This is a genomic window from Paenibacillus sp. 2TAB19, from assembly GCF_052115185.1.
Classification (GTDB): domain Bacteria; phylum Bacillota; class Bacilli; order Paenibacillales; family Paenibacillaceae; genus Pristimantibacillus.
Genome location: NZ_JBFRGE010000010.1, coordinates 1 through 26,019 on the forward strand (window position 1 = coordinate 1; position 26,019 = coordinate 26,019).

The 26,019-nt window shown below is 49.6% G+C and carries 20 protein-coding genes; 8 read left to right on the plus strand and 12 right to left on the minus strand.

The window, feature by feature from the left end:
- Positions 1-44 precede the first annotated feature (44 nt).
- The 5 genes from AB4Z33_RS06495 to AB4Z33_RS06515 all read right to left on the minus strand — a co-directional run bounded on the left by AB4Z33_RS06495 (position 45) and on the right by AB4Z33_RS06515 (position 7,760).
- Entirely contained in the window at positions 45-1,790 is a 1,746-nt protein-coding gene (locus tag AB4Z33_RS06495) for a sensor histidine kinase (RefSeq protein WP_442049145.1), read from the minus strand.
- 11 nt (positions 1,791-1,801) lie between these two features.
- Complete coding sequence (locus AB4Z33_RS06500; protein WP_442049146.1) at positions 1,802-3,352, minus strand: response regulator transcription factor; 1,551 nt, start codon at positions 3,350-3,352, stop codon at positions 1,802-1,804.
- 178 nt (positions 3,353-3,530) lie between these two features.
- On the minus strand, positions 3,531-5,921 hold the full coding sequence (locus tag AB4Z33_RS06505; RefSeq protein ID WP_442049147.1) for an alpha-L-arabinofuranosidase C-terminal domain-containing protein: 2,391 nt from the start codon (positions 5,919-5,921) through the stop codon (positions 3,531-3,533).
- Positions 5,918-6,823 (minus strand): family 43 glycosylhydrolase, encoded by a 906-nt coding sequence (locus AB4Z33_RS06510; RefSeq protein WP_442049148.1) that lies wholly within the window; start codon positions 6,821-6,823, stop codon positions 5,918-5,920. The genes AB4Z33_RS06505 and AB4Z33_RS06510 overlap by 4 nt, the downstream gene beginning before the upstream one ends.
- Before the next feature lie 4 nt (positions 6,824-6,827).
- Positions 6,828-7,760, minus strand: coding sequence for a glycoside hydrolase family 43 protein (locus AB4Z33_RS06515; RefSeq protein WP_442049149.1), 933 nt, complete (start codon positions 7,758-7,760; stop codon positions 6,828-6,830).
- A gap of 145 nt (positions 7,761-7,905) precedes the next feature.
- Between AB4Z33_RS06515 and AB4Z33_RS06520 the strand changes: the two genes are divergently transcribed.
- Positions 7,906-8,700, plus strand: a complete 795-nt coding sequence (locus tag AB4Z33_RS06520) for a helix-turn-helix domain-containing protein (RefSeq protein ID WP_442049150.1) — start codon at positions 7,906-7,908, stop codon at positions 8,698-8,700.
- A 33-nt stretch (positions 8,701-8,733) separates the two neighbouring features.
- Here AB4Z33_RS06520 and AB4Z33_RS06525 read toward each other — a convergent pair whose 3' ends face one another.
- The 4 genes from AB4Z33_RS06525 to sigJ all read right to left on the minus strand — a co-directional run bounded on the left by AB4Z33_RS06525 (position 8,734) and on the right by sigJ (position 13,580).
- A complete protein-coding gene (locus tag AB4Z33_RS06525) occupies positions 8,734-9,867 on the minus strand; it encodes a Ger(x)C family spore germination protein (protein ID WP_442049151.1) in 1,134 nt (377 codons plus the stop codon).
- Positions 9,864-10,964, minus strand: a complete 1,101-nt coding sequence (locus tag AB4Z33_RS06530) for a GerAB/ArcD/ProY family transporter (protein ID WP_442049152.1) — start codon at positions 10,962-10,964, stop codon at positions 9,864-9,866. The genes AB4Z33_RS06525 and AB4Z33_RS06530 overlap by 4 nt, the downstream gene beginning before the upstream one ends.
- Positions 10,961-12,472: a spore germination protein gene (locus AB4Z33_RS06535; RefSeq protein ID WP_442049153.1), complete on the minus strand. Its 1,512-nt coding sequence runs from the start codon at positions 12,470-12,472 to the stop codon at positions 10,961-10,963. The genes AB4Z33_RS06530 and AB4Z33_RS06535 overlap by 4 nt, the downstream gene beginning before the upstream one ends.
- A gap of 220 nt (positions 12,473-12,692) precedes the next feature.
- Positions 12,693-13,580, minus strand: a complete 888-nt coding sequence (gene sigJ / locus AB4Z33_RS06540) for an RNA polymerase sigma factor SigJ (protein ID WP_442049154.1) — start codon at positions 13,578-13,580, stop codon at positions 12,693-12,695.
- Positions 13,581-13,748: 168 nt separating this feature from the next.
- On the opposite strand from sigJ, the gene AB4Z33_RS06545 reads away from it, so the two are divergent.
- Positions 13,749-14,504 (plus strand): SDR family oxidoreductase, encoded by a 756-nt coding sequence (locus AB4Z33_RS06545; protein ID WP_442049155.1) that lies wholly within the window; start codon positions 13,749-13,751, stop codon positions 14,502-14,504.
- A 103-nt stretch (positions 14,505-14,607) separates the two neighbouring features.
- Here AB4Z33_RS06545 and AB4Z33_RS06550 read toward each other — a convergent pair whose 3' ends face one another.
- A complete protein-coding gene (locus AB4Z33_RS06550; protein WP_442049156.1) occupies positions 14,608-15,576 on the minus strand; it encodes an AraC family transcriptional regulator N-terminal domain-containing protein in 969 nt (322 codons plus the stop codon).
- Positions 15,577-15,770: 194 nt separating this feature from the next.
- On the opposite strand from AB4Z33_RS06550, the gene AB4Z33_RS06555 reads away from it, so the two are divergent.
- From AB4Z33_RS06555 to AB4Z33_RS06565, 3 genes are all read left to right on the plus strand, one after another.
- Entirely contained in the window at positions 15,771-17,174 is a 1,404-nt protein-coding gene (locus AB4Z33_RS06555; protein ID WP_442049157.1) for an MFS transporter, read from the plus strand.
- 191 nt (positions 17,175-17,365) lie between these two features.
- Positions 17,366-18,082, plus strand: coding sequence for a pirin family protein (locus AB4Z33_RS06560; RefSeq protein ID WP_442049158.1), 717 nt, complete (start codon positions 17,366-17,368; stop codon positions 18,080-18,082).
- Between the two features lie 33 nt (positions 18,083-18,115).
- Positions 18,116-18,802 carry a diphthine--ammonia ligase gene (locus AB4Z33_RS06565; RefSeq protein WP_442049159.1) on the plus strand — a complete coding sequence of 229 codons (687 nt, stop codon included), beginning with the start codon at positions 18,116-18,118 and terminating at the stop codon, positions 18,800-18,802.
- Positions 18,803-18,939: 137 nt separating this feature from the next.
- Here the strand turns inward: AB4Z33_RS06565 and AB4Z33_RS06570 are convergent, their stop codons facing one another.
- The gene (locus AB4Z33_RS06570) at positions 18,940-21,474 is read right to left on the minus strand and encodes an adenosylcobalamin-dependent ribonucleoside-diphosphate reductase (RefSeq protein WP_442049160.1); all 2,535 of its coding nucleotides are present in this window, start codon (positions 21,472-21,474) and stop codon (positions 18,940-18,942) included.
- Between the two features lie 282 nt (positions 21,475-21,756).
- Here AB4Z33_RS06570 and AB4Z33_RS06575 point away from each other — a divergent pair, with 282 nt between their 5' ends.
- From AB4Z33_RS06575 to AB4Z33_RS06585, 3 genes are all read left to right on the plus strand, one after another.
- Positions 21,757-23,613 carry a DEAD/DEAH box helicase gene (locus AB4Z33_RS06575; RefSeq protein ID WP_442049161.1) on the plus strand — a complete coding sequence of 619 codons (1,857 nt, stop codon included), beginning with the start codon at positions 21,757-21,759 and terminating at the stop codon, positions 23,611-23,613.
- Positions 23,610-24,551: a YqhG family protein gene (locus AB4Z33_RS06580; RefSeq protein ID WP_442049162.1), complete on the plus strand. Its 942-nt coding sequence runs from the start codon at positions 23,610-23,612 to the stop codon at positions 24,549-24,551. The genes AB4Z33_RS06575 and AB4Z33_RS06580 overlap by 4 nt, the downstream gene beginning before the upstream one ends.
- Before the next feature lie 162 nt (positions 24,552-24,713).
- A complete protein-coding gene (locus AB4Z33_RS06585; RefSeq protein WP_442049163.1) occupies positions 24,714-25,658 on the plus strand; it encodes a hypothetical protein in 945 nt (314 codons plus the stop codon).
- On the opposite strand, the gene AB4Z33_RS06590 is transcribed toward AB4Z33_RS06585, so the two are convergent.
- On the minus strand, positions 25,620-25,859 hold the full coding sequence (locus AB4Z33_RS06590) for a YqzE family protein (protein WP_442049164.1): 240 nt from the start codon (positions 25,857-25,859) through the stop codon (positions 25,620-25,622). The two genes, AB4Z33_RS06585 and AB4Z33_RS06590, sit on opposite strands and share 39 nt — an antisense overlap.
- Between the last annotated feature and the right edge of the window lie 160 nt (positions 25,860-26,019).

The window sequence follows — 26,019 nt, forward strand, 5'->3', positions numbered from 1 at the left end:
ACCTTAGATCGGTCTTTGAATAGTTGTGAACTTATTTAACGGATCTATAATCTATGTGTAATCGGCAATCGCAGCGTAATCCGTGCTCCTTTATTGAGATCGCTCGAAATTTCGAAGCTGAACGATTCTCCGTAGTATATATTTAGACGAGTAATGACATTTTTCATGCCTATTGAATCGCCTATGTCGGCATCCTCGTGTAAATAGCGGTGAAGTTCATCAATTTTCGCTTGATCGATACCCACCCCGTTATCCGAGATGACAAAGATGATCTGTTCCTGTTCTTTCGCGATCTGAATCGTAATATATCCAATGCCGAGAATATTCTCGATACCGTGAATACTCGCATTTTCCACGAATGGCAAAAATGCCATTTTCGGAATTTCTATATCCATAATAGATTGATCGATCTCGATATGATACTCCAGCTTGCTGTCAAAACGATACTTTTGAATTTCCAGGAAACACTCGATTAGCTCCAATTCCTCGCGGATCGTAACGAAGCTTCGCTTCCATAGAATCGATTTTCGGAAAATTTTCGCCATGTTCTCTATCGTCTTAGCCGTCTGCGATTCGCCTTTCATTAGACTTCGCATCCGAATCGTTTCAAGCGCATTAAATAAAAAATGCGGGTTGATTTGGCTATGAAGCGCGTATAACTGGGCTTGTCTTTGACGCAGCTCCAGTTCTTTCTTCTGGATCTCGGAAACGTACACGTCATTGATCAAGTTTTCGATCCGAGTGCTCATCCGATTGTATTCCACAGCTAGTTCGCCAATTTCATCCCGTTCCCGACTGTAGGGAATCCGTTCAAAGTGTTTGCTTTTGACAGATTTCATCCGCTTCAGAATGGCTTGAATGCGTGTATGGATCGATCGGGAGAATATTAAAATTACGATTGTAGGCACGAGGAAGTTAACCCCAGCAAACCAAAGGATAAATTGCCCCGATTGTCTGACATCATATAAGATTTTCTCTTCGTCAAGAACGCCGTACAGCTTCCAGTCCCCCAGATAACGGTTAGTCTGATATTGCTTGCTAATAACGATTGCCTTTTTCGGCTTAGTGATCCCATCAAGTCCAAGCCCCCGATCAGACGTGATCTGCCCGCTTGGCTGACCGCTTGCCAGACGCCCGTAACGAGCCTGATCTGACGGATCCAGCAAATAAATGTCGCCTTCAAAACCGGATAAATCGAATATTTGCTTTATGTAATTTTCATTCAAGTCGATTTTGATCACATTTTCATATGAATCGTATCGGCGATCCGACAGCCTCTGAATAACGCTGATACCGCCCGATGATACATACAGATGCGGATAAGTATTATTGTATTCTGCGCTTTGGCGATACCAGGTGGTTTCCCGCATTTCATCCTCGAGCTTGATAATATGACTGGAGTTTAGAATCGCCGGGTTGTCGCTCATGATCGTAACCGAGCTGATGGTTTTGTACTCCTTGTCTGCGCGATTGAACAGACTCGATACGCCGTTTAGCGATTCTACATAACGATCGTATGAGGTATGGTCGCTATTCAGAAGATGGCTCAGCTGATTGTCGATCGAATATAAATATGAAATACCTGCAGCATCGTCAATCAGGGCCTTTAATTCGGATTGCAACAAAGCAATCGCTTTTTCCGCATCCGCTGTCTTCTGGTTCTTGATGTTCATGGTTGTCACCTGATAGAACATCACATTGGTCAACACAATCGGAATGAACACGCATATGACATAGATGAGGATCAACTTGCTTCTGAGCTTTAAATGGTGCAATCGAAAATTGAGCACGACGGACCTCCTTATTTTTGATCGATCATCTTATTGCGATAATCTGTCGGCGTCATTTTTTCCAGCTTCTCGAACTGGGTGGCAAAGTAATCCGCGTTTTGAAATCCGACTTGCTCGGCGATTTCGTAGACGCGTTTTTTCGTTTGGCGAAGCAGACGCTTCGCCTCCTCGACGCGGAGTGAAAGCAGGTATTCATTAAAGTATGAACCGTAATTTTTGCGAAACAGCTGTCCTAGATAGATCGGGTTCATATGGAAGTCGGCAGCAATGCCCTTCAGATAAATATTTTCCCTGAAGTGTCCATCAATATATTTTTTCACTTTTTCAATGCTTCCTTCTCCTTTGTCTCCTCGTTTTTCCGCGATATAAGCTGCAGCTTCCTCTATGAAATTTTTGAAAACATGCTTTAGCTGATTCAGATTACGGTATTTCCTCTGCCAATTAAGCAGCTCCTCGAACCATGTTAGATTTTGCTCAGCTCCATCCAGTTGTCGGATAATATTGATTGTGGCAATCATGCTTCGTCTAACGGTATTCGCAACTGCTCCGGGAGCGAAATATCGCTCCTGAAAAGCTATGAAAATCGCATCGATAGCGCTGTTATACCCTTCGACTCGATTGGCTTCAACCTCATAGATCAGCTTACTGTGCAGTTTTTCATCTACATCAAAATAATACAAAGACATGTCTAACAGCTCGTTAGCCATAAATATACCGTTAGAGCCTCCGGCGAAACGATAATTCAAACATTCGTCTGCGCTCGAGCGGGAATGCACGATCTGTTTCAAGTGTTCGACCGTATGACCGATAAACAACGCAATTTTCGTTAAAAGATTATTCTCCAATCTTTGAAGCAGCCTCCTGTAATTAATCCCCTCCATCGACCGCGACGGGGGCACAATAAAGCCGTATTGATTGTAATCGCGAGCATGAATAAGAAGAGGTTGTCTCTCGAGGAAGAAATACTGCTGGAGCTCCGTTTGCAAAGGGATCAAATAGTCAATTTCCCTATGAGGCAGCTCATCTTGGAATTCTACGATGGCATAGGTATAGGGGGCGGAGAGAGTAAGCTCAAGCGTATTCGCAATTTGCGCCATTACTTGGTCGTCCGGCTCGTCCTGAACCAAGCTTTCGATTATGATTTCGACAAGCGGCTTTTCCCTTGTCATCGATAGGAGCTGTCTTTGATTCATGATATTCGCTATCTTTTTTAAGGCAGTTGTAAGCTCCGCCTCATCAACCGGCTTCAAAATATAATCGGACACATTGTAACGGAAAGCTTGCTGCGCATACGAGAAATCAGGATACCCGCTTAGAATGACAAATATCGGTTGGTGCTCTCCTTCCGCGGTTACCTGTCGAATCAGCTCCAAACCGTCAATCACGGGCATTCTTATATCAACAATGACGAGATCCGGGGTTAACAGTTGGATCAGCTTCAATGCTTCGAGCCCGTTCTCCGCTTCGCCGCAAATCTCGAATTGCAACGACGACCAATCGATTAGATTGATCACACCTTTACGTACAAAAATCTCATCATCTACAATCAGTACCTTATGCATGAGCCTTCCTCCTCCGTAAAGTTTACGAAACTACAATTCAAGATTGTAACGTGAATAGCTCAGGACTACAAGCAAGCGTTAGTTGGGCGAATTGGCCATAACTAATAAGAAGAGGCCAACCCGCCAAGTCTGTTAGGACCTGGCAGGTTAGCCTCTATCAGCAGCTCTATGCTGCGAACTAACGTATGCGTAATACGTTGATGGATTGGGCAGGGAACGTTTGGGTAAAGCTGCTGCCATCGAACGAGAACTCGCTTTGAACGGGTACAATCTTCTGCGGCTCCTCGAAGCTATTCTCGTCCTGGGGCAAGTGGCCTGACATTTCATAGCTGACAACATGGCGCATCCTATCCGCCGCTTGCAAATCTTCCAAAGCGATTTCTGCACATACTGCCGCTTCCTGCATATTGACGACTTTGACGATCGTATCTCCAGTAGCATCTTCTGTGCTGGAGGAGTAGTAGAGCGGCTGGATTACGGCAATCTTGTCCTCCGTCTCGTGCATCAGCTCGCCGTTAATGAAGGCGCGAATCTTCCTTCCCGACACTTCAAGCGCAAGCTTGTAGGTGACGTCATTCTCGACGGTGAACAAGCTTTGGGTTAAGCAGGAACCGCGTCCGTTCACGCGGGAGCTGATCATGGAATCTTGATTTTGCCAGCCGCTAATTTCCCAGTATAAGCGGTTAGCGTCATCCGACTGACCGAACGATAGAACGAAGCCTTTCGGGCCATCCGTTCTCACTGCCGTCGCATACAGCGTATAGCTCGACCAATCTACGACGTCCAACCGTTCAAAACGCTTATCCGTACCCGCAAGACGAGCTTCCGGGGTATCCGACAGCTCGGCCGTCCAGCCCTCGAATGTCCGCTCCTCTCCGGTATCATGATTGACGATACGCACATCGGAATATACAACGTTGCTGCCGTCCGTCCCGAGCTCGATTGCGCCTTGAATCGGCTTGATCTCTGTCGAGTCCAGCTTCTCAAAGCCGCTCGCTTCGATGYCGAGCAGCCGGTCGCCTTGATGGTGCATGAACAGCTTCTGCACGTAATAGTTGGCTGTGCCGAACACCTCATGGTTGTTGAACCAAATAAGATCCGGCTTCCAGTTCACATAATCGACATTACAGAGCATTGGCGCATAGCAGGCAAGACCGACCGCATGAGCGTTACGCTCTAATCCGGTCATGAATGCCGCTTCCGCGAGCGCATTGTAATACGTATTGCCCCAAGAGGCGTATTCCCCTAGAAACACCTTCGGGTCATCGGCCTTGAATCCGTCATAACGGTCTACATGGGCTAAGAACCATTCCGGCGATTGATAGTAATGCTCGTCAACAAGATCCGAGCCGTTCTCCCGCGCCGACTGCCAGCCTCGCTCGTATTCCCCGCCGGCGGCGAAAGGACCGCTGGAATTGATCACTTTGATAGCAGGATATTTCGCTTTAATCGCTTGATGGAAGTACGTATATCGCTCGAAGAACGGTTCGCCGACCTCCTCGTTGCCGATACCGATATACTCGAGTCCGAACGGCTCTGGATGGCCAAGCTCAGCTCGAATTGCTCCCCACTCCGAATCAGCATCGCCATTGGCGAATTCGATCAGATCAAGCGCGTCGTCGATCCATGGACCAAGCTCGTCTATCGGCACAATCCGCTTATGATGCGGGTCGTACCCGCCCGGCAAGATTGGTATCGCCTTCGCGCCAATATCCTCGCAGAAGAGAAAATACTCGTAATAACCTAAGCCAAGCGTTTGATTGTAGCTCCAATTGTTCCTCCTCGACGGGCGCTGCTCGACTGGGCCAATCGTGTTCTTCCATCGGTACATCGAATTGCGGTCATCGGGATTCAACGACCCGTCATGCACGAGGCAGCCGCCCGGGAAGCGCATAAACTTTGGCTTCAGATCGGCTAGAAGCGTGGCAATATCTTCGCGCAGCCCGTTCGTACGTCCTCTGAATGTACGAACAGGGAACAACGAGACCATATCCACATATAGATTGCCTGTGCCGCCCGTCGTAACCACTAGCCTGCTGCTATAGTCCGTTTCGCCGGCCGTTATCGAAGCCTCGTATCGTTTCCACTCGGACGAATTCACGATAACGGTTGCTTTCCCGTGTGCGATGCCCTCTTTGCTTTCAATGGCAATGACGACCGGCTCGTCCAGACTCGCGTCTCGCCTTGCGTAGAAGGAGAACCGATATTCCCTACCAGCTTGTACCGGAATGCCTGAATTAAAGCCCCTATTCGTGATACCGACACCGTCGCCAGCTTCATGAATCGTAATAACGGCGTAATGCGGATTCCTTCGGTTCATCGGATCCGATTGCTCAATCGATAGCTCCGCCTGCCCGCCGCCTCGCTCTACCTTCTCCCATGCGGTAAGCGCATGGAAATCCCGGTGATCGATCGGATCGAACTCGAATGAACGGTTGCGCACCAGTTCCGCATACAACCCTCCGTCGGCTGCATGATTCAAATCCTCGAAGAAAATGCCGAACAAATCGCCCAGCTCAGCTCCCTGCTGCTGCGTGTAGATCGTCAGTTTTCCTTGCGGCTTGCTCATTCCGCTTCTCCTCGATCAGCAGATAACCAGTGATCTACATCAACTACCGGCTTGCCTTCGATGAATTCGACTTTGCTAATGCATGTTTCCCGCAAAACGCCAGTCGCCGGGTCAATAAGACGGTGGTAGCACAAGTACCAATCGCCTTTATATTCCGCCATCGAAGCATGGCCTGTGCCGAAGTACGTCTCGGATGGACGGGTTACGCGGTTATCTTGCGGAATCTCGTAAGGACCATAGATATGGTCGGCCGTTGCGTAACAAATTTGGTATCTTGGATCGCGCGTGTCATAGTTGCTCCATGTAAGCAGATACTTTCCGTTAATCTTCTGCATATGCGGTCCTTCGTTGTAGACGCCGCTGTCGAATACTTCAGGATCTTGGCCGCGCTGCTCATAGAACTGGTTCGACACCAGCACCGGTTTCGACTTGAAAGAAACCATATCGTCGCCCAGCGGAACGATCCAGCACTTGCCTTGTCCCCAAAGCAAATAAGGCTGACCGTCGTCGTCGACGAATAGATCGGCGTCGATGCTCTGGCAAGCATACTCATCCTTCGTGAGCAACGGTTTGCCTAGCAGATCCTTAAACGGCCCGAGCGGCGAGTCGGATACGGCAACGCCGATCTGCGCTTCCGCAGAGAAGTACATATAATATTTGTCTTTATATTTGTTGATGCCAGGCGCCCAAGCACTCGTCTTCGCCCATTCGACATCGTTCAGATCAAGCGCCAAGTAAGGACCGTCCCAGTTCACCAAGTCTTTGCTATGGAAAACATGGAATTTCTCATATACCCATCCTGGGCTGTCCCCTGTCGGGTACATATAATAATCGTCGCCATCCCTGAATAAGAACGGGTCTGCCCACTTGCCAATAATTGTAGGTTGCTGTTGTTTATTCATCCGATTAACCCCCATATGTTAGTAATAATCGATCGTATTCGGACTGCGTAACCGGAATAACCGAGCCGTGGCGCGGCGAAGCCGGCAATGCATAGTGGTCAGGCAACGACCAAATGCCTGAGCTTAAATCCGTCGTTTCCAACGGAATATAACCTCGATCTACATATTCATCAATGAATGCGTACCACTTTTCTTCCGTATTTGACTTGAAAATAATCGGACCTTCGCCCTGACGCAAATGCGGCTGTTCTACGCTTTCATTTATAAGTGCAAAGCTTGGATCGTAGAAGGAGCTTCCCGACTCTTGCATAATGTTATTTCCTTTGCTTATCCGGTACACGCTGCCCTTGTCTTCAATCATCGTTGTGTCGATAACCGAATACCCGTAATCCATATATACTTCCGGCTTGCTGAACGCTATAAAATCTTTGGTCTCGGACACCATCATGCGATGATACCGCCCCTCCGAATTGCCGCCAGCATCACTGCCGTCAAGCATGGAAGCCCAGAACACGTAATACACGTCGGAGCCTTTATCCAGAAAAACTTCCGGTGCCCATGTGCAGCCCGCCCCCTCCGGAGCCAGCTCAACCATCGACTGCTCGGACCAATCTACGAGATTGGAAGACTTCCACACCATGATGGATCGACTGCCCGTGGTCACAGCTCGTCCCCAATCACCGTTGCCGTGAATCCGCAGATCGGTCGCTACCATATAGAACGAATCGCCCTGCGGCGAACGAACGATATACGGATCGCGAACGCCCTTCTCTCCTAGCGTAGATGTAAGGACCGGCCGGCCTCCGTTCAACTCTCTCCACGCAAGAGCGTTATTGCCTTCGCTAAGCGCAAAATAAACCTGTTCCCCGTCTTCGTACCGYTCGCCCTTGAAATAAGCGAACAAATATCCCGCATACTTCTCTGTGTTCGCGCCCATCTGTTTCACTCATCCTCTTAACTGAAATATCATCCATACTTTTCGGCTGGTTCAACTCCTATTTTCTATCTTTATTTCTTCTTCGTAAATGATGTATGATAGGTATTAACTGATATATTGTCCAGTCACGATCGGAGGAATAGGCTTGATTCAAATTAAACGATGCGGTTATAACATCACCCATGAGAATGGATTTACCGTCGATCGGCCCGACGGCTCGGGGGACTTCCTATTCGTGCTGTTCCGCAGCAAGATGGCAGTCGAATTGCAAGGTAAAACCGTTATCACTGAACAAAATAGCTATATTCTTTATGGCCGCAACAGCAAACAATATTACAAAGTAATCGAGCAGCCTATGGTTCATGACTGGTTCCACTTCGATTCCGATGAAATGGACGAGCTGTGCAGGCAGCTTGGGCTGCCGCTCGATGCGATCATAACCGCTCACGACCCTTTTTACATTTCCAGAAAGGTGAACGAGCTTCAAACCGAACACATTCATAACGGCCCTTACAAGCGAGAGATTATGGATGCCACCGTGCGCTGCCTATTAATGAAACTTAGCGAGATGCGTACGCGCATCGACTCCAACCATTACATCAGCAAGCATTATGATCAGTTCATTAATCTTCGGAACGTCATCTACAACTCGCCTTCGGTTTCGTATTCGATCGATGAGCTGGCGACAAGCATGAATATGAGCCGATCGCATTTCCAACAGCTGTACAAGGAAATATTCGGCGTGTCCGTCATGAACGACATCATCCGTAACCGTCTTGAATTCGCGCTGCATTTACTGGAGAACTCCGTCCACGACATCAAGACGATCGCCGAGCTGTGCGGTTACGACAATGAGGTTCACTTTATGAGGCAATTCAAAAAGAGCGTACACTTGACGCCGACCCAGTATCGTCGAAAATACCGTTCGCCAGCCAATTGACGCTCTCCTATTGCAAACTCGGTGTCCGAAGTTTTACTCCGTTCCTCCTTGAACGGGGCCCATTGCGCCAATCGTAAACTTGACGTGCACGGCAATCTCTGCATCCGCAAGCGCGTTACCCCAGTGTTCCTGCACCTTCTCGTACTGCCTGAAATGATGGGCTCTTGCATAGAGACCAAGGCCGATCGGATCGATCCGGTGGGATTGGAATTTCGCTATCAGCTTCTCGAGCTGTTTTTTGCATTGTTCGTTGATTCTCCTGGCCAGTTCGTCATCGTCGCGACCGATATTGTACGCAAACATTTCCTCCGACAACGTAATAAGCGAAGCAAGCGTAATATCGAAATGAAATTTCCCTTGCTTATAGCCTGATTTCACTTTCACCTTTACTTTCCCCGCGCTGAAGCTGACGATATTCGTATGAAACGGTCCCGTCATCGGTTTATCCGGCATTGGATAAGAAAGGCTTATGCCCGCCTTGGCATCKCCTTTAAGAATATTCAGCAAGATCGACTCTTGCGCGCCAAGAGACTCCATATATTTGCCTCTATGGTTTAACAAGGCGCTTCCGAAAAGAATGACCTTATTGTTCTGCAGCCTTACCTCGCTGATCGAAGGGGTTATTCCCCTTTCGTACATTTGTCGATGCAGCTCCTGCGCGGTTGTATGAACGGTCTCGGAACGAGAGCTGTTCGAGTCTATCATGCCGCGCAGCAAGATCGGCAGCGGGGGCTGGTCCACTTGATTGAACCCGATGATTTCAGACACGGCCCCGTCATACATGACCATCCGATCGGTAACCGTATTCCGGGCATCGCGGTAAATCACATCCATCATTTTGAACCAGTCGTCATGCTGCAGCATTCGTTTGCCCACGATGATTACTTGATAGTTCCGTCCTTGCGCGGCTCCGGTCAGCTGAGCATCCTGTTTGGCGCGGGATTCCCGCAAGGTTAGGGCAGATCCGCCTGTTTCAACGCTTTTTTTCTTAATATTTTTACTGAACACCGGCGACGAGGAATAGAACTTGAAAGTACCGTTTCGATCCAAATCCATGCCTAGCGCGAGTGGCGTCGCCGCATTTTCGAGACTTAGCTGATCGGAGCAGCCAGCGAGCAGAAGACAGACGACGCACGTACCGACGAACCTTCTAAACAGCGTGCTCATTGAACAAGTCTCCCTTTCCATTTCGTATATACCGCCAGAACCAAGAACAAGCATACCGGAAACACGTATTCCAGCCAAAAACCGATCTTTCCGATCAAAGCCTCAAAGCTGTTGCTCCAGCCGAAAGTCGGACGGAAAAAATAAATACCGACAACGATAGCCGCGCATACGATTCGCAAATGGCTGCGATTGTCCGGCTTGTTCAGAAGCCATCTTGAGCAAAAGGTCGCCAAGTAAAGAAACGGTATCCAGGATAAGGAGAACACAAGCAAATAATAGGAAATAAACGGAACCTCGATCCTCTCGATGAATTTGAACTCGATCGATTTTAATATCGAAATCGTCGGCTCGTTGTATTTATTGATTTCGTCCGGACTGAAGTAAAGATAACAAATCAACGTAAAGAACATGTAGGCGGCCGTCGTCAACGTATTGGCAAGCAAAATGCCCATGGTCGCCTTCTCCTTATGCTTCAAATACGGGTAAAAGACGAAAACGGCCGTTATGCCGAGCGTCGGGTATATTGTATCCTTGACCGCTTGAAGCACCGGTGCGACTCCATGCTTCAAGATCGGAAACAGGTGCAGTACGTTAGCTTCCTTGAGCGTAAACAAATAAACGAACGGTATCCATAAGGACATCAGCGTCATGAGCTCGGAATATCTGCCGACAATGCGCGGACCGTTGCAGGCAACAAGATAGGTTGGGACAAGAATTAAAGCCATGAGCAAATAGATGGGCGTGTTGCCGAGCAGCCATATTTTTGTAATGAGGACCGACCTTGTCAATGTGTCAACGGCTAAGCTTAGGAAATAAAGCATAAAAAGCAGCGCCAACGTTCTGCCGACCCACTTGCCCATATAATGGGCCGCGAGATCGAATAAAGTGTCTTGCGGCCTTTTTTTCATTATGCCGACGATCGCCAAGCTGACGATCAGGCTGATCGCCCATCCGATCAAGATGGATATCCACCCGTCCGTTCCGGCCGTATCGGATAAATTAGACGGAATCGAAAGCACGGGCAAGCTTACTTGCAGGCCGGAGATAAGACATATAAACTGCATCGTCGTTATTTCGTTGCCCGTTGTCTTAATCATGGCTTGTCCCCTTTATTTATACGGCTGTCCGCTTGTCTGCGCTCTTGCTTAGGGGAGGTGCTTTTGGGCCGTTTGTCCATAAACCACAGCGGTACGCGAATGACTGTATCCTTCCAATCCGCGAAGCGGACGGGAGCAAACGGATGACCGTAAGGCACGCCTAGCGATTGCAGCGAAATCAAGTGCGCCACCATCGTCATCAGACCGACAATAAGCCCTACGAATCCGAACATGGAAGCGAGGATCATCATCATGAAGCGGATAAGACGGACGGCCGCTACCATATCGTAGTTCGGCAAAATAAACGAGGAAATGGCGGTGAAAGCGACGACGATGACCATGATATTGCTAATCAAGCCCGCCTGCACGACCGCTTGCCCGATGACGATGCCCCCGACGATGCCTACCGTTTGTCCGACGGGAGCAGGCAGTCGCACGCCCGCCTCCCTCAGCATTTCCAGCGTAATTTCCATAATGGCCGCTTCCATGAACGGCGTAAACGGCACCTGTCCACGCGATTGTCCCAAAGTTAGCAGCAGCTTCAGCGGAATAATCTCGAAATGGTAGGAGATAACCGCGATATAGAAGGCAGGCAGAAACGCCGCAACAAAGAAAGCAAACAAACGCAGCCAACGAATGAAGGTCGAGATCGGCCATCTTGTGCTATAATCGTCAACGCTTTGAAAAAAAGACATGAACGTGACCGGTGCGACGAGCACGCTTGGCGATCGGTCGACGATCACGATGCATCTCCCTTGCAATATTTGCGATGCGGCCGCGTCAGGACGTTCGGTCGCGATGAATTGCGGGAACAACGAGCGCGGATTATCCTCGATAAAATCGGACAATTCTCCCGTATTGATGATCACATCCGTTTTGATGGCTTGGATTCGTTTCTCAAGATCGGCCAGAAAATCGGCGTTCACCACGTCTTCCAAATAAACGATCGATATAGGCGTCTGACCTCGCTTCCCTACGAGCAGCCGTTTAATTTTCAGTTCGCGGTTCGGGATGTAGCGGCGCAGCAGGGCAATGTTCTGACCGCCAGTTTCAACGAAGCCTTGATGCGCGCCTTTCAGCGACGATTCCAACTGCGGATCTTCGATGGCCCGTTGCGGCCAGCCTTTCGTATCCATGGCAAACGCTTCGGTTCTTCCTTCAACGAACAAAAGACTGCTGCCTTGCAGCAATTTCTTCTCAATCTCCGACCAGCTAACGACCGGATCGATATAGCCCACCGTCGTAATCAACTCGCCTCCCGGCGTGCCGCACCCTTCATGCAACTGCAGCGGGAGCAGCACGTCATGGTTAATCGAGTTTTTGTCGGTAAGCCCTTCGAAGTAAACGAGAATGGCCTTCTCGTTCGTCTGTTTAATGCGAAAATGGCGTAAAATTAGATCCGGTGTATCGGAGAAAATGCCGGACAACCGCTCGGCGTGCTGCTTGATATCCGTCCCTAGCCGGTCGTCCTCGCTTCCCTCCGTCCTATTCATTCCTTGATCCGACATCCGACGCACCTCCCGCTCGCATCCAATGGATTTTATACCCGTACAAAGATCGTGCATATTTTTTCCATTATTTACGAGGATCATGCATGGCATTGATTATTGCAAGCAAAAACAAAGCGACCGCCTCCCATTCGAACATGGAGAAGCGATCGCTATATGAATAACTGCAGTACTATCGACCCTTGCGCCGAATCAGCCGATTAATGGCTTGATAGTTGATTCAAGAAACGCCAAAGACAGGAAATGCCCGAAAACGCTGCAGCTTGTCCGGGTTACGGACTACATGCAGTTTTTGCGCCTTACCCCCCTCGACATGAATCATCGCAACGGTATGAACCCCCTCTGCCGAACCAAATATAAGAGCTGGCACTCCGTTGACCTGAACGATTTCGATTATTGCAATGCCCTTGACCATCGAAGCATGACGCAGCGGACCTAGCAGAAGCTGCGCGACCAGCTCGCGTGTTTCGACCGGCACATATGAGGCACTTACTTTGCCGCCTCCGTCGGAGACAAGTACGACGTCCTGAGCCAGCATTGACTTGATTTGATTCAGATCGCCTTTTTTGAGCGCTCCCATGAAATTTGCGACCCATTTATGACTGGTTTCTTCGGAATGGATCGGTTCATCCGGCGCAATTCCCATTTTCGTTCTCGCGCGGCTAAGCAGCTTGCGGCAATTCTGTTCGCTTTTATCGATTAGCTCGCCTACTTCATGATACTCGAAGCCGAGTGCTTCGCGCAGGACGAAGACCGCCCGTTCCGACGGGGATAGCCGCTCGAGAAGCACAAGCATCGCATAGGACAACAAATCGTCTTTCACAACCTGTTCGATGGATTGCTCGTCCCCCGAACTCAGGAACGGTTCCGGCAGCCATTCTCCATAATAGATCTCGCGCTTTTTCATTGCTGATTTTTGCAAATCCTTGCAACGATTCGTGACCATCTTGCACAAATAGGCTTTAGGGTACTCCACCTGTTCCGGCGGCACATCGTATATTTTCAGAAAAACGTCCTGCAGCACATCCTCCGCGTCAGACGCCGATCCCGTTAGCTGATAAGCAAGCTTAAACAAAAGTCCTTTATATTTTCCGTACCACTGCTCCATTCTTCCGCCTCCGTATCATCCATTCTTTCAAGCCTTAGACAAAACGAGGACCCGTTTTGTGACATTTAACGATTCTGCATTTTTTCGTAAAGCCGGGTCGAATATTGTCACGGTACGGAATAGAGCGTCGTCTTATTTATGCAGCGGTTAAAAATGAGGAGGATTTGTATGAAAATCGTAGTTATAGGCGGCACTGGCCTTATCGGATCTAAACTTGTAAGCCAGCTTACCGAGATCGGCCACGAGGTGATCGCGGCATCGCCTTCGAAAGGCATTAATGCGGTTACCGGCGAAGGACTTGCCGAAGCGCTTAGCGGCGCCCAGGTTGTCGTGGACGTCGCGAACTCCCCGTCGTTCGAGGACGATGCGGTTTTGGCATTTTTCGAAAAGTCGACCCAAAACCTGTTGGCGGCCGAAGCGGAATCGGGAGTAAGTCATCATGTGGCTTTGTCCGTGGTCGGTACGGAAAAGCTACTCGATAGCGGTTATTTCCGTGCGAAGATGGCTCWGGAAAATTTAATCAAGGCTTCTTCGATTCCTTATACGATCGTCAGATCAACGCAGTTTTTCGAGTTTATCAACAGCATTGCTTACGTGGCTACCGAAGGAAATACGGTCACTTTGCCTAATGCCTTCGTACAGCCAATCGTATCCGACGACGTCGCCGCGGCTTTGGTCGACTTTGCGCTCGAAACGCCGGTCATAGGCATGGTTGAGCTCGCCGGTCCGGAACGCATGCGTATCGACGAGCTGGTCGGACGTTACTTGCGGGCAGAGAAAGACGAGCGCCAAGTTGTGGCCGACGATAACGCGCTTTACTTCGGCACAAAGCTGAACGACCGCTCTCTCGTTCCTAGCGGCAACGCGCGTTTGACGACAACAACGCTCGAAGCTTGGCTTAGCCGTACGATCGTTCCATCGTAATCAGACAAGCTTCAAAAAAAAGGGGCAGTATCCCGCAGAAACCGGGAGACTGCCCCAAAACGCGTTGTCGCGCTTTCAAGATCAAGCATTTTTGTTGCTATTGTTAACCATCCTCGAATCCCCCAGTCCAAGAAGATTCCCTCAACGCTTTGATATCCTGCAAGGGAGGCAGGCCAAACAGCCTCCGGTACTCCCGATTGAATTGGGACGGACTTTCATAGCCTACTGCGGATCCGGCCATTGTCGCTCCGACGGAACCGCTTAGCATCAGGCGTCTGGCTTCCTGCAGACGCAGCTGCTTCTGGTACTGCAATGGCCCCATCGTCGTGATCGCTTTGAATTTATGATGCAACCCGGAGACGCTCATATTGCACATTAACGCGAGCTCTTCCACGGTAAATGGACGTTCTACATTTTGTCTGATCCATCGGATCGCCTTTCCGACGCCATCCGCATTATGATCGAAGATCGTCTTTTGGAAAAACATATGCCCGAAATCGCCTGACAGCAAGGTGTATATCATTTCTTTCTTGATCAACTCGGACAGAAACCGAATGTCTTTAGGCTTGTCGATCAAATTCAGCAACCGTAAAAAGATGTCCAGCAGCCCGGCATCCGACTTGCCGATAAAAGCTCCGGCTCCGGTACCTCTCCATTTCGACTCCGTGACGATTTCCGCCTCCATCGCCACGGATGCGATTTCTTGCGCCGTAAAATCGATTCGCAGCCCCATGTAGGGCGAATCCTTCGTAGCGCCTATGACTTGAGCGGAAGCCGGCATATCGATCAGCGATGCCAAATAATCTCCCGCCGAGTAGCGAAACATATCTTGTCCAAGATACAGCTTCTTCTGCCCTTGAAGGATCAGACAAAAGGAAGGAGTCAATATGTCCGGATTTCGAACCGTTTCGCGACTATGTTTGACGATGGAAAGAAAGGGAACGACGGTGGGTGTCCGGCCATCCGCGATCGCGATCCGATCCGCCGCAGCAATGAGTCGTTCCAACTGGTTTCCTTGTATTTCAACGGTTTTCCCTCGTTCATTACGATCTTCCATTGTGTGATGCAGCATATGATCCATCCCCCCGTCCTTCACTGAAATTATAGGATCAACGACATGCATTGTAAAGTGAAGCTTGACGACAAGTTTTTATAAGAATGTAGCTTTAGGCAATTTCACGACAGGAACGGTCTACTTCCTCCCGGCGATCCCGCCTATACTGTTTCCTAGAAAGAAAAACTTTACTTAAGGAAGGAACTTGCTTAATGAATCAATCCAAATGGATCATTTTAGCCATTATCATTACCTGTCAGCTTATCGTCGTACTCGATGCTTCCATTATGGTAACGGCCATACCGGAAATCGGCCGGTCGCTCCGCATGTCGACGACCAGCCTGACTTGGGTCCAGAATAGCTATATTTTGGCGTTTGGCGGCTTCCTGCTGCTTGGTGCCCGGGCTGGGGATCTTTTGGGGCGCAGAAGAATGCTTGTCGCGGGCATTGGATTATTTTCCCTTACCTCGCTGCTGGCAGGTTTGGCGCCTACAGCCGAATTTTTGCTTATCTCCCGTGCATGCCAAGGTTTCGCGGCTGCGTTGGCCACGCCCGCTGCTCTTGCCTTGCTGTCGGCCAGCTTCGTAGAGGCGAAGGAACGTTCGAGAGCGATCGCGATGTACAGCGCGGTATCGGCTGCCGGCGGCAGTGTCGGCCTCATCCTCGGCGGATTTTTTACCGATTTCATTTCTTGGCGCGTAGGGATGTTTATTAATGTACCCATTGGATTGGCATTGGTGTATCTGGTACAGAAGTTTATTCAAAAAACAGATTCGAGAGCCGGGCGTTTCGATCTCTGGGGAGCGTTGACGTCCGTAATCGGCATGACTTCGTTAGTTTACGGCTTAGTTCAAGCTGCCGATCATGGCTGGAATGGGCTTGAAACGTGGACTTGGCTTGCAGCGGGGATTGTTTTTTTGACTGCATTCGTTCTAATCGAAGCCAGAGCGGCAGAGCCGATCGTCCCGCTCCGATTGTTCGCGAACCGTCAGCGGTCCGGTGCTTATCTTGGAAGGTTCTTGGTCGTGTGCGGCAATTTTTCGCTCTTTTTCTTTATCCCGCAATATTTGCAAAACGTCCTCGGCTTCAGTTCGTTCGAAGCAGGCTTAGCTTTCCTGCCGTTTACGGGAGCCCAATTCGGGATGATGTACCTGATACCTGGGTTGGTGCAACGTTTCGGGAATCGAAATGTGTTGACGGCCGGCATGCTATTAGTCATCATAGGCACGCTATGGACGAGCCAAATCGTCTCGTTGCAAGCTCATTTCTTTCCGCTGATGTTCATTCTATTGGCCGTCATGGGCATAGGCTCCGGCATGGTATTCCAACCGCTCACCTTTATGGGACTCTCGGATGTCGAACCTAAAGATAGCGGTGCAGCTTCGGGTTTGATCAATGTCGCGCATCAAAGCGGTTCCTCGTTTGGTTTGGCTGTGCTCATAACCGTATTTAACGCAGCGGGCTATGCGGATCAGCCATCGAAGCTGCAATTCGCCCACGCCGTATCGCACTCCATATCGGGATCGGCAGCTTTTGTCGCAGCGGGCCTTGTCGTGTCGCTGCTTTGTTTTCTGCCGGTACGCAACAGGTTTCAACGACACGTCCGCTCTGAATAAGAGCAGACCCTTTCGGATTGGAAATAGACTGCTCACCTCGGATGCGGCAGATCGGATATGTGCACTTCCCAACAGCTGCTTCTGTGATCATAATAAAGAGAACGACAAGCAAGAACGATTGCGAATACAGACTATTGGTATAAGGAGTCCAAAATATGCTGCGAATCCTTCGATCAAATGAGACGCCGGTAGTGGGAAGAGATCCTTTCAAGCTGCGCATGATTCGTCCCGGCCGAATCTTCCAGAAAAAGGGAGTTGATCTGGCATTCGGTCCCCTTGGCCGTATCGATCACGCTTTTCTTGACACAGGAACGGTCGTTGGCATGCATGAGCACCGCAATGATGAGATATTCAGTTACATGTGGCATGGGACAATGGTTCATGAAGATTCATCGAATATCAAAACAGCTAACTCACCTATGAAGCTCATGATGATGAACGCAGGCAGCAGTTTCTTTCATCAAGAATCGGTGCCCAGCGGACAGGTAGAAATGCTTCAAATTTTCATCCGCCCCGAGAAAAAAGACTTAAATCCGGCCATCCAATTCTATGACCGTCCCGTGTCATTCGCCAATGGCGAATGGAACCTATTAGCCGGACCACAGGAGTTAAATGCGCCGCTAACGATTCGACAACGAGTGGCCGTTTATGACATACATGCGAAGGCTGGCCGGGAAATCAACATTCCTTCTGTACCAGGAATGACGGCCTGGGTGTATGTAATGGATGGAAACGTGACCGTAGATGAAGCTGAACTATTTAAGGGCGACGCGATCTCCGACTCGAAAGCAGCGCTGCCAACTTTTCGATCGACTAACGATACGACACTGGTAGCTTTTTTGGTCGATATGGACGCACCGGCTACCTTGTCGGGATGGTTTAGCGGTTTAGGCGAGGGCTACGAATAATTAAGAATAATATTAACTAGGAGCACGATAAGAATGGACACAATAGTCAACTGGAAAAATGGCGCGCATGGCCATACATTTATAGCTTCTTTTAGCGGTGGCAAGGATAGCATGCTGGCTCTGTATAAATCTATGAAAGTTGGGGAACCGCTCGGACTCATCGTCATGCTGGAGGAAGAAGGAAAACGTTCCAGATCCCACGGCATGCCTCCCGAGCTTATCCGCGCCCAAGCTGAATCTATCGGCTTGCCCGTTTATACGGCGGCTGCAAGTTGGGATGACTATGAATCCGTGTTTATAGGCCTATTGGAACAAGCGAAGCGCCAAGGCGCAGAAGTGTTAGTAACAGGGGACTTGGATATGCCTGTTGATGGCTGTTGGCATGACAAGGTTACTCGAAATGCCGGTTTAAAGCTTGCAATGCCGCTATGGGAGATGGACCATTATGAAGCTGTCACCGAGTTTGTAAATCTAGGATTCGTTTCCATCCTAGTCACTGTAAATTTATCGTTAGGGATGCGGGAGGAAGATTTGGGGCAAACGCTCACTCACGAATACATAAAAGAACTGCAAGCTCGAGGGATTGACCCGTGTGGAGAAGGCGGCGAGTTTCATACTACCGTAATCAATGGCCCGCTCTTTAAACAGCCTATTCCTGTTCAAAGATTCAGTATTGTTAAGCACGGGGATTATGCCTTTTTGCCTTTGGAGCTGCTATGATTCATTGAACTTTTCGTTTTGTATGGAATAGATCTCAAAATAAAGAAATCCAACTAATGTTAAATTAACATCAGTTGGATTTCTTTGTTTTATCAACTCTCATCATTCATTTGTATTTTTACGTTCCAGTCATATACCTAGTTACACTTGCTGTATCCACACGTACTACACTGTTTGCAGCCCTCGATATTAATAAGCGTCGCCGAGCCGCAAGACGGACACAAATCAATGGATGTCTTTGCTCCACGCTCATCATATGGAGCAGCTTGTATAGCCGGAGCTGCCGGAATTTCTACAGTTGCGGTATACTCCTCAGCGCCCTCCGTATGAATCTCCAACGCCTTCGCAACCGCATCTGCAATCGACTCCACCCGATTCACGCCGAAACCGATTGCACCCGATCCACCGATCCCTTTCAAATGCTTTATGAGCAGTTTCGATTTATTTCCATGATCGCCATAACGCAAGAACAGCGAGCAGACGCGGCCTAACGCTTCGGCCATTGCGAATACGTCCGAACCTGCCTTGCCGACATTTAAGAATATTTCAGCCGGCGAACCATTCAAGTCGTTGATCGTAATATAAGCCATACCGAAAGGCGTGTTGACCTTATAGGTAGCACCTTTCAACATTTGAGGACGGCGTTTGTACTCTTTATCGAGTACTTGCTCCGTTTTGATTGATTGCGGTTCTACGATCTGAGGTTCAACAACTGCTTCCGTAATCGTCGAATCCTCCTTCTTCGTTGACAGCACCTGCACATCGCGGCTGCCGTCGCGGTAGATCGTTACGCCTTTGCAACCTAGCTCGAACGCTAGCTCATACAGCCGCGCGGTCTCTTCCACGGTGAAGTCAGCGGGGCAATTCGCCGTCTTCGAGATCGAGCTGTCCACCCATCGCTGTATCGCGGCTTGTACGCGAATATGATCCTCCGCCGACAAGCTCATCGACGTTACAAAATAATCGGGAAGCTCCTCACCCGGGTGCTCCTCTTTCCAATGCGCAGCAATCGGCACATATTGCTTGTCATGACCAAGCCGGCTTTGCCGGTAGTATTCGAATGCAAAGTACGGTTCAATCCCCGTCGAAGTGCCGACCATCGTTCCCGTGCTGCCCGTCGGCGCTTGCGTGATAACCGTCACATTTCTCATTCCGTTATCCTTAATCGCTTGACCAACCTCAGGGAACTGTTCGGTCATATTGCGCATAAATCCGCTTTGCAGGAAGGGCTCCGTCTCGAAAGCCTGGAACGATCCCTTCTCTCCCGCAATGTCTGCTGATGCCAAATAAGACTCTCTCGCTATAAAACCATACAGCCTATCAAGAAATTGAAGCGATTCTGGACTTCCATAGCGAATTCGCAGCTTAATCATCAATTCCGCAAGCCCCATTGTCCCAAGCCCTATACGACGCTCCAGCTTCTGATTCTTTTCATTTTCCTCAAAATGATACGGCGTCGTATCGATCACATTATCCAGAAAACGAACCGACCATCGCGTCACCTTGGCCAGCTCATCCCACGCAACATCATCTTTCTCTTCATCATAAAATCTCGACAAATTGATTGCCGACAGGTTACACACTCCCCATGCAGGAAGCCCTTGTTCCGCGCAAGGATTCGTACTAATAATCGGATTGAAATACCAGCTGTTCGACATTTGGTTGTAATACTCCATGAAGACGATGCCGGGCTCTGCCGACTTCCAAGCCGATTCGATGATTGTCTGCCATATATCGCGCGCGCGAACTGTTTTATAATGAATAACCTTCTTGCCCATTCTGCGCCACGCCTCAAGATCGCCATTCCATAGCTCGTCGTAGCCTTCTTCCTTCGTGTCCGGAAAAACAAGCTCCCAATCGAGGTCTTCCTTAACCGCATGCATGAACGCATTACTGACGCAGACGGACAGATTGGCATTCGTCACCTGCCCCATTGTCTGCTTGACCGTAATGAACTCCATCACATCAGGATGCCAGTCGTTGATCATAATCATTAAGGCTCCTCTTCTTGAACCGCCCTGCTCAATCAACCCCGTCGTATAACTGAACAGACCTCCCCAAGAGACTGCCCCGCTGGATGAGCCATTAACGCCTGCGACGATCGAACGGCGCGGACGGAGCGAGGATAGATTCATGCCGACACCGCCGCCGCGGGCCATAATTTCCGTCATTTCCGTGAGCGAGTTCATAATGCCGCCCCTGCTATCCTTCGGCGATGGGATGACATAACAATTGAATAAAGTCAGCTCCTCGCTCGCACCAGCCCCTGCCGCAATCCTACCTCCAGGCACAAGCTTCCAATCGTCTAAAATATATCGAAATCGCTCCTGCCACTCCTTGCGTATATCTTCTGTCAGCTCCGCCGAAGCCATTGCTTTCGCTAGACGTTCCCACATTTCCTCCGGTGTTCGCTCKATCGTAAGCGACAGCTTCTCGGTTGTCGTATCGACCACATCGCCGCTCCGCAGCCGCACCTTGACGCTGCCTCCGCTGCTTGACAACTCCGTAACCTCTCCGACCTCTTTAGTTGGAAACTTCGTATCATCCTTCGTCAAGACGAGCACCGTATCGCCGACCTTGACTTGACTGGAATCGGCTTGCTTCCATGCGTAACGATCCAAAAATATTTTCTCGCTAAGTCCCTCGAGTCTCGTTCCCTGTTCTGTACTCATCTCCGTCACAGTCTCCTCTCAAGCTCCATTCGCTTCGTCTTCCTTACGCTCAAATTCACCGATAATCACAATATATTGTGCCGTAACCTTATTATACTATACTATATGTTGATATACAGCCTTGTTTTCCTCGAATTTCCTACACGAACTCCGCTTACATGACATCTATCTCGCTCAAGCTTGTCCGCACTCTTTTTTATAAGCCATCTTATTAATCTTTGTTGAAAGGGTCATACTAATGACAACTTATGCCTAATCCATTGCGGAAGGGAGCTGATCTCCATGTCATTTACGAACCAGCCACAGATTAGTTCAACCGATACGGGAATCTCTTACGTTACGAAAAAGCTCCATCCGCTAGTCGATCTCCAATACGATCGTTCCTGGTTCGATGAGCTTCAGAACCGCATTGCCAAAGGTGGTCCATGGGACGACTGGACACTCTATCAGCTTGCAATGGAAGCTGAGCAAGCGCGCCGAATTGAAAGCTTCGAACAGTTGCAATGTTTGCGTAGCCTACCCGAATTCGAGCCGATGCCTCATCAGATCAGTACCGCGCGCAAAGTGCTGCACGAGATGGGAGGCAGAGCGATTCTCGCCGACGAGGTCGGCCTTGGCAAAACGATCGAAGCGGGCCTCGTGCTCAAAGAATATATGGTTCGCGGGCTTGTAAAGCGCGCGCTCATTCTCGTACCCGCTTCACTCGTGCTCCAATGGGTGCGGGAGCTGAATCAGAAATTCGGCATTTCTGCTGTAGCGCAGAAACGAGAGCATACCTGGGGTTATGACGTCGTCGTTGCCTCGATCGACACCGCGAAGCGCGACCCGCATCGCGAGCTCGTATTGAACACCGATTATGACCTCATCATTATCGACGAGGCGCACAAGCTCAAGAACAAGAAGACGACCAACTACCAATTCGCGAATCTGCTTCGCAAAAAATATTGTCTGCTGCTGACCGCTACACCTATTCAAAATGATCTCGATGAGCTATTCAATCTCATCACGCTGCTCAAGCCTGGCCAGCTAGGCGGCCAAAGCGACTTCGCAGCCAACTTTGTTGTCGACAAACGTCTTCCGAAAAACGAGGATCAACTGCAAGAAGCGTTGTCCGGCGTCATGATCCGCAATCGGCGCGGCGACGGAGGCATTCATTTTACGAAACGGGTCGTCCGCAACATCCCGCTCTACTTGTCCGAAGACGAGAAAGCGCTGTACGATGCCGTAACCGGCTTCGTTAAGGAGCGCTACGACGAGAGCGGAGGCGATCTGACCAGCATGCTGTCGCTCGTAACTTTGCAGCGTGAAGTATGCAGCAGCCGCGACGCCGTTTTCCTTACGCTTGTTAATTTGTTCAAGAAGACGAGCGAGGATTCGCCGATGCGTCCGAAGATTTGGGAGCTCGTCGAGAAGATCAAGAGCATCAAAGCGAATACGAAAGCAGAGAAGACACTCGAGCTCGTGAAGGCTATGGATGAGAAGGTCATTATTTTCACCGAGTATCGGGCAACGCAAGAGTATTTGCTGCAGTTCTTCCGTGCGCATAATATGATTGCCGTCCCGTATCGAGGCGGTATGAATCGTGGTAAGAAGGATTGGATGATGGATCTGTTCCGCGGCCGCGCACAGGTGCTGATTGCAACGGAGGCCGGCGGCGAAGGCATCAATCTGCAGTTCTGCCACCATATGATTAACTTCGATCTGCCCTGGAATCCGATGCGCGTCGAGCAGCGAATCGGACGGGTGCACCGTCTTGGTCAGACCGAGGATGTGAAAATATATAACTTGTGTACCCAAGGAACGATTGAAGAGCATATCGTGGGCTTGCTCCATGAGAAGATCAATCTATTCGAGCTCGTGATCGGCGAGCTGGATCATATTCTAGAGCGTTTCGAGAAAGGCGACGGCTCCATCGAGCAAAGGCTGGCTCGTATGCTTCTGGAAGCGGGAAATGATCAGGATTTAAAACGCCAGATGAGCGAGCTGGGCAGTTCGCTTAGTCAAATTCGCGGCGAGGTTCAATCAACGGCAACGGCTGGCGAGCCTCTAACTCCTTCACGAACGCAATCGCATTCGCATTCTCATGAGCTGATTATCCACACGGACAAGCTCGGACAAACGGTGGAGGTGCGTCCATGAACGAGAAACAAGTCCATAAGTTCGTCAACCGGTATTTGGAAGCAACGGAATGCTCGATACTGGAAAAGTCGCCGTCTCATTTCACCGTCAAGCTGTCCCCTTTTGCAGACCGCGAACTGACGAACCGTCCCTATTATTGGAGCTTCGTAGATCGGTTAGGTACGGAGCCGGAGACGATGACCTATCTGCTCGTTACCGATAAGCAGAAGTATGACGCGATGGAGAGCGACAAAGCAGCCGCTCCCCCCGCAGAAACAGAAGAGGATCAAGCGGCGAATGCGGCATTAAGCCGCTCCCTCGGGTTCGTTCATGGCAGCTTGGCGTCGAATGTCCGCGTGCCGCGCGAGGATCTTTATTTCGGATCGCGTAAGCTGGAGCAGCTGTTCGACGCGGCCAAGTCCAAGGGCAGCTTCGTCTATCTGTTTCAGGAGATGGACAAAAAAAGTCCGCATCCATACAGCTCTTCTCCTTACACGGCTTGGCTGGCCGTCAATATGCGAGTCGAATTCGCTTGCGATCGCAAGCGCGAGGAGATTCACAGCTTTGGGGTGTCGCTAGCCACTGGCTTATGCGTGGAGCAATTCCATGATCGTTTGGTGACTATGAAGCTTACGCCGCGTCTGCCTTCCAACATCCACATTACGCGCAACGGACTATCGTACAACAAAGCGATGAGTATCGTAGAAGCCGCGCTGGAACGCAAGCTCAAAAGCTACGATTACGGCTGGGCTGGAGATGCATCCGCAAGGCTCGAGGAAGAGCTGACAAGGATCAAAGGCTACTATGAGCCGTTGATCTCGAACGCCCTTGAAGAAACGAAGGCTGCTATCGAGGAGCAATTCGTTCAGCGGCAAGCCGAAATTCGTTGGCAATTCGAACCGCGCGTGACGGCATCCGCCATTAACTGCGGCATCATCCACCTTGAGGGCATCGATTGACTGAATTGTGACCACATTCGCATGGATACGTCAAAAAAAGGCGGTCAGAAGACCGCCTTTGCCTGACAAGTTGCAACAGTCTTTTTGCTGCATGCAGCGTACAATTCTAGACATAGGAYAGGCTTGTCCCTAATCGAGACAATGCGGAAGGGGGATCATTCCTTGCCACTTTTGAAATGGCGGAAAATTTTAGCATCAGTTGCTTTGATCGGATTGCCGCTCTATTCCTTAGGCAGTTTCACGAATGTAAATTCAATTGTTGGGTTAGATGATATTCGTGCTAATGCGGCAGCTGTTCAAGCAACGGTAATATCGGATGAAATTAGCGATCAAGCCCGTATTTTTGCCAATCAAATCGCATCAGAGCCTCCGTTCACAAGCTGGAATCATGCGGACTTATCGATTACCGCTCTTGGACCGGGTACACATAGCTGGCTTGTGCTTGTAAAGAATAATAAGCAGACCATTGTCGGTTATATGGTATTAAACGCTATGGAATCGGGAGGTTATCAATTAGGAGAGTACGGCTTAAGCAGCGAGCCTCTATTCGGCGGACAATCTTTCGAGCATTCTATGCTCCAGCTAGGACTTAGCAAGTCTACAGGCACCGATAAGATTGGTGCAGAACGTATTTACATTCACCCTCTGCTTGCCGCTTGGAAAATAACGTCCGACAGCACCTCCTATTACACCGATGCTGCGACCGGCGAGCAATTGCCCGTTACCGCCGAAGGTTGGGAAACGTCGGCTGAGACCGAACAAGCGCAAGCTGCTTTATTCCAAGCTCATACCGACCATAAGCTGCAAAAATCACATTCGATCGCTTCGTTCGATCCATACGCCAAGCTGTCTTGGATAACGAACAAGCCGTTGGACATAAATTCAATCAAATACTCATCTTTGCTTGTCAAAATAAATGGCCAACAACAGCTTCGGTATATCGCCGAGCGGTTCGATGGCCAAATGTTATATGCCTGGTCTGTTGTCGGCTATCACAGCTGGACAAGCGGGCATGCTTATATCGCTTTGGAAGCTGGCGAAGACAGCGGACTGCGCCGCTACATTCCGCTACAGCTCTTGTTGGGGCTTGGCTCTTTTTATAGTTGAGACACTCTGACGCTCCGCCCTTATTTTCCACCAAATCATCAAGCTCGCCGGCCCCCATCCGAACCAACGCGTCAGCCACGGCTCCCTCAATGCTTTGGCTGACGATTTCGTTTGTTTCCGCTGTTCCTTCGGTGTCTCCATATAGGTTACGAATTGCTCCGTCACGAATGTTGCTAATTCTTTACCGCCTTTGATAGCCATTGCGATCACTCCTCCAGCCCATTTTGTTCAAATATAAGAAAGTATAAAATTTTTGTTTATACTGTGCTTATTTTTCTCCGCGAAACGTTTGCTTGCGCCGCCAAAAAATGGCGACTGCCGTTTACGCTTGATGATATAAGCTTTCCCCGCCTGCTCCCGA

Excerpts from the sequence above, each read along its gene's own strand:
- AB4Z33_RS06510 (WP_442049148.1), bottom strand. The coding sequence starts at position 6,823 with ATGAATAAACAACAGCAACCTACAATTATTGGCAAGTGGGCAGACCCG.
- AB4Z33_RS06535 (WP_442049153.1), bottom strand. The coding sequence starts at position 12,472 with ATGTCGGATCAAGGAATGAATAGGACGGAGGGAAGCGAGGACGACCGG.
- AB4Z33_RS06550 (WP_442049156.1), bottom strand. The coding sequence starts at position 15,576 with ATGCTGCATCACACAATGGAAGATCGTAATGAACGAGGGAAAACCGTT.
- AB4Z33_RS06590 (WP_442049164.1), bottom strand. The coding sequence starts at position 25,859 with ATGGCTATCAAAGGCGGTAAAGAATTAGCAACATTCGTGACGGAGCAA.
- AB4Z33_RS06565 (WP_442049159.1), top strand. The coding sequence starts at position 18,116 with ATGGACACAATAGTCAACTGGAAAAATGGCGCGCATGGCCATACATTT.
- AB4Z33_RS06575 (WP_442049161.1), top strand. The coding sequence starts at position 21,757 with ATGTCATTTACGAACCAGCCACAGATTAGTTCAACCGATACGGGAATC.
- AB4Z33_RS06530 (WP_442049152.1), bottom strand. The coding sequence starts at position 10,964 with ATGATTAAGACAACGGGCAACGAAATAACGACGATGCAGTTTATATGT.
- sigJ (WP_442049154.1), bottom strand. The coding sequence starts at position 13,580 with ATGGAGCAGTGGTACGGAAAATATAAAGGACTTTTGTTTAAGCTTGCT.
- AB4Z33_RS06555 (WP_442049157.1), top strand. The coding sequence starts at position 15,771 with ATGAATCAATCCAAATGGATCATTTTAGCCATTATCATTACCTGTCAG.
- AB4Z33_RS06500 (WP_442049146.1), bottom strand. The coding sequence starts at position 3,352 with ATGCATAAGGTACTGATTGTAGATGATGAGATTTTTGTACGTAAAGGT.
- AB4Z33_RS06580 (WP_442049162.1), top strand. The coding sequence starts at position 23,610 with ATGAACGAGAAACAAGTCCATAAGTTCGTCAACCGGTATTTGGAAGCA.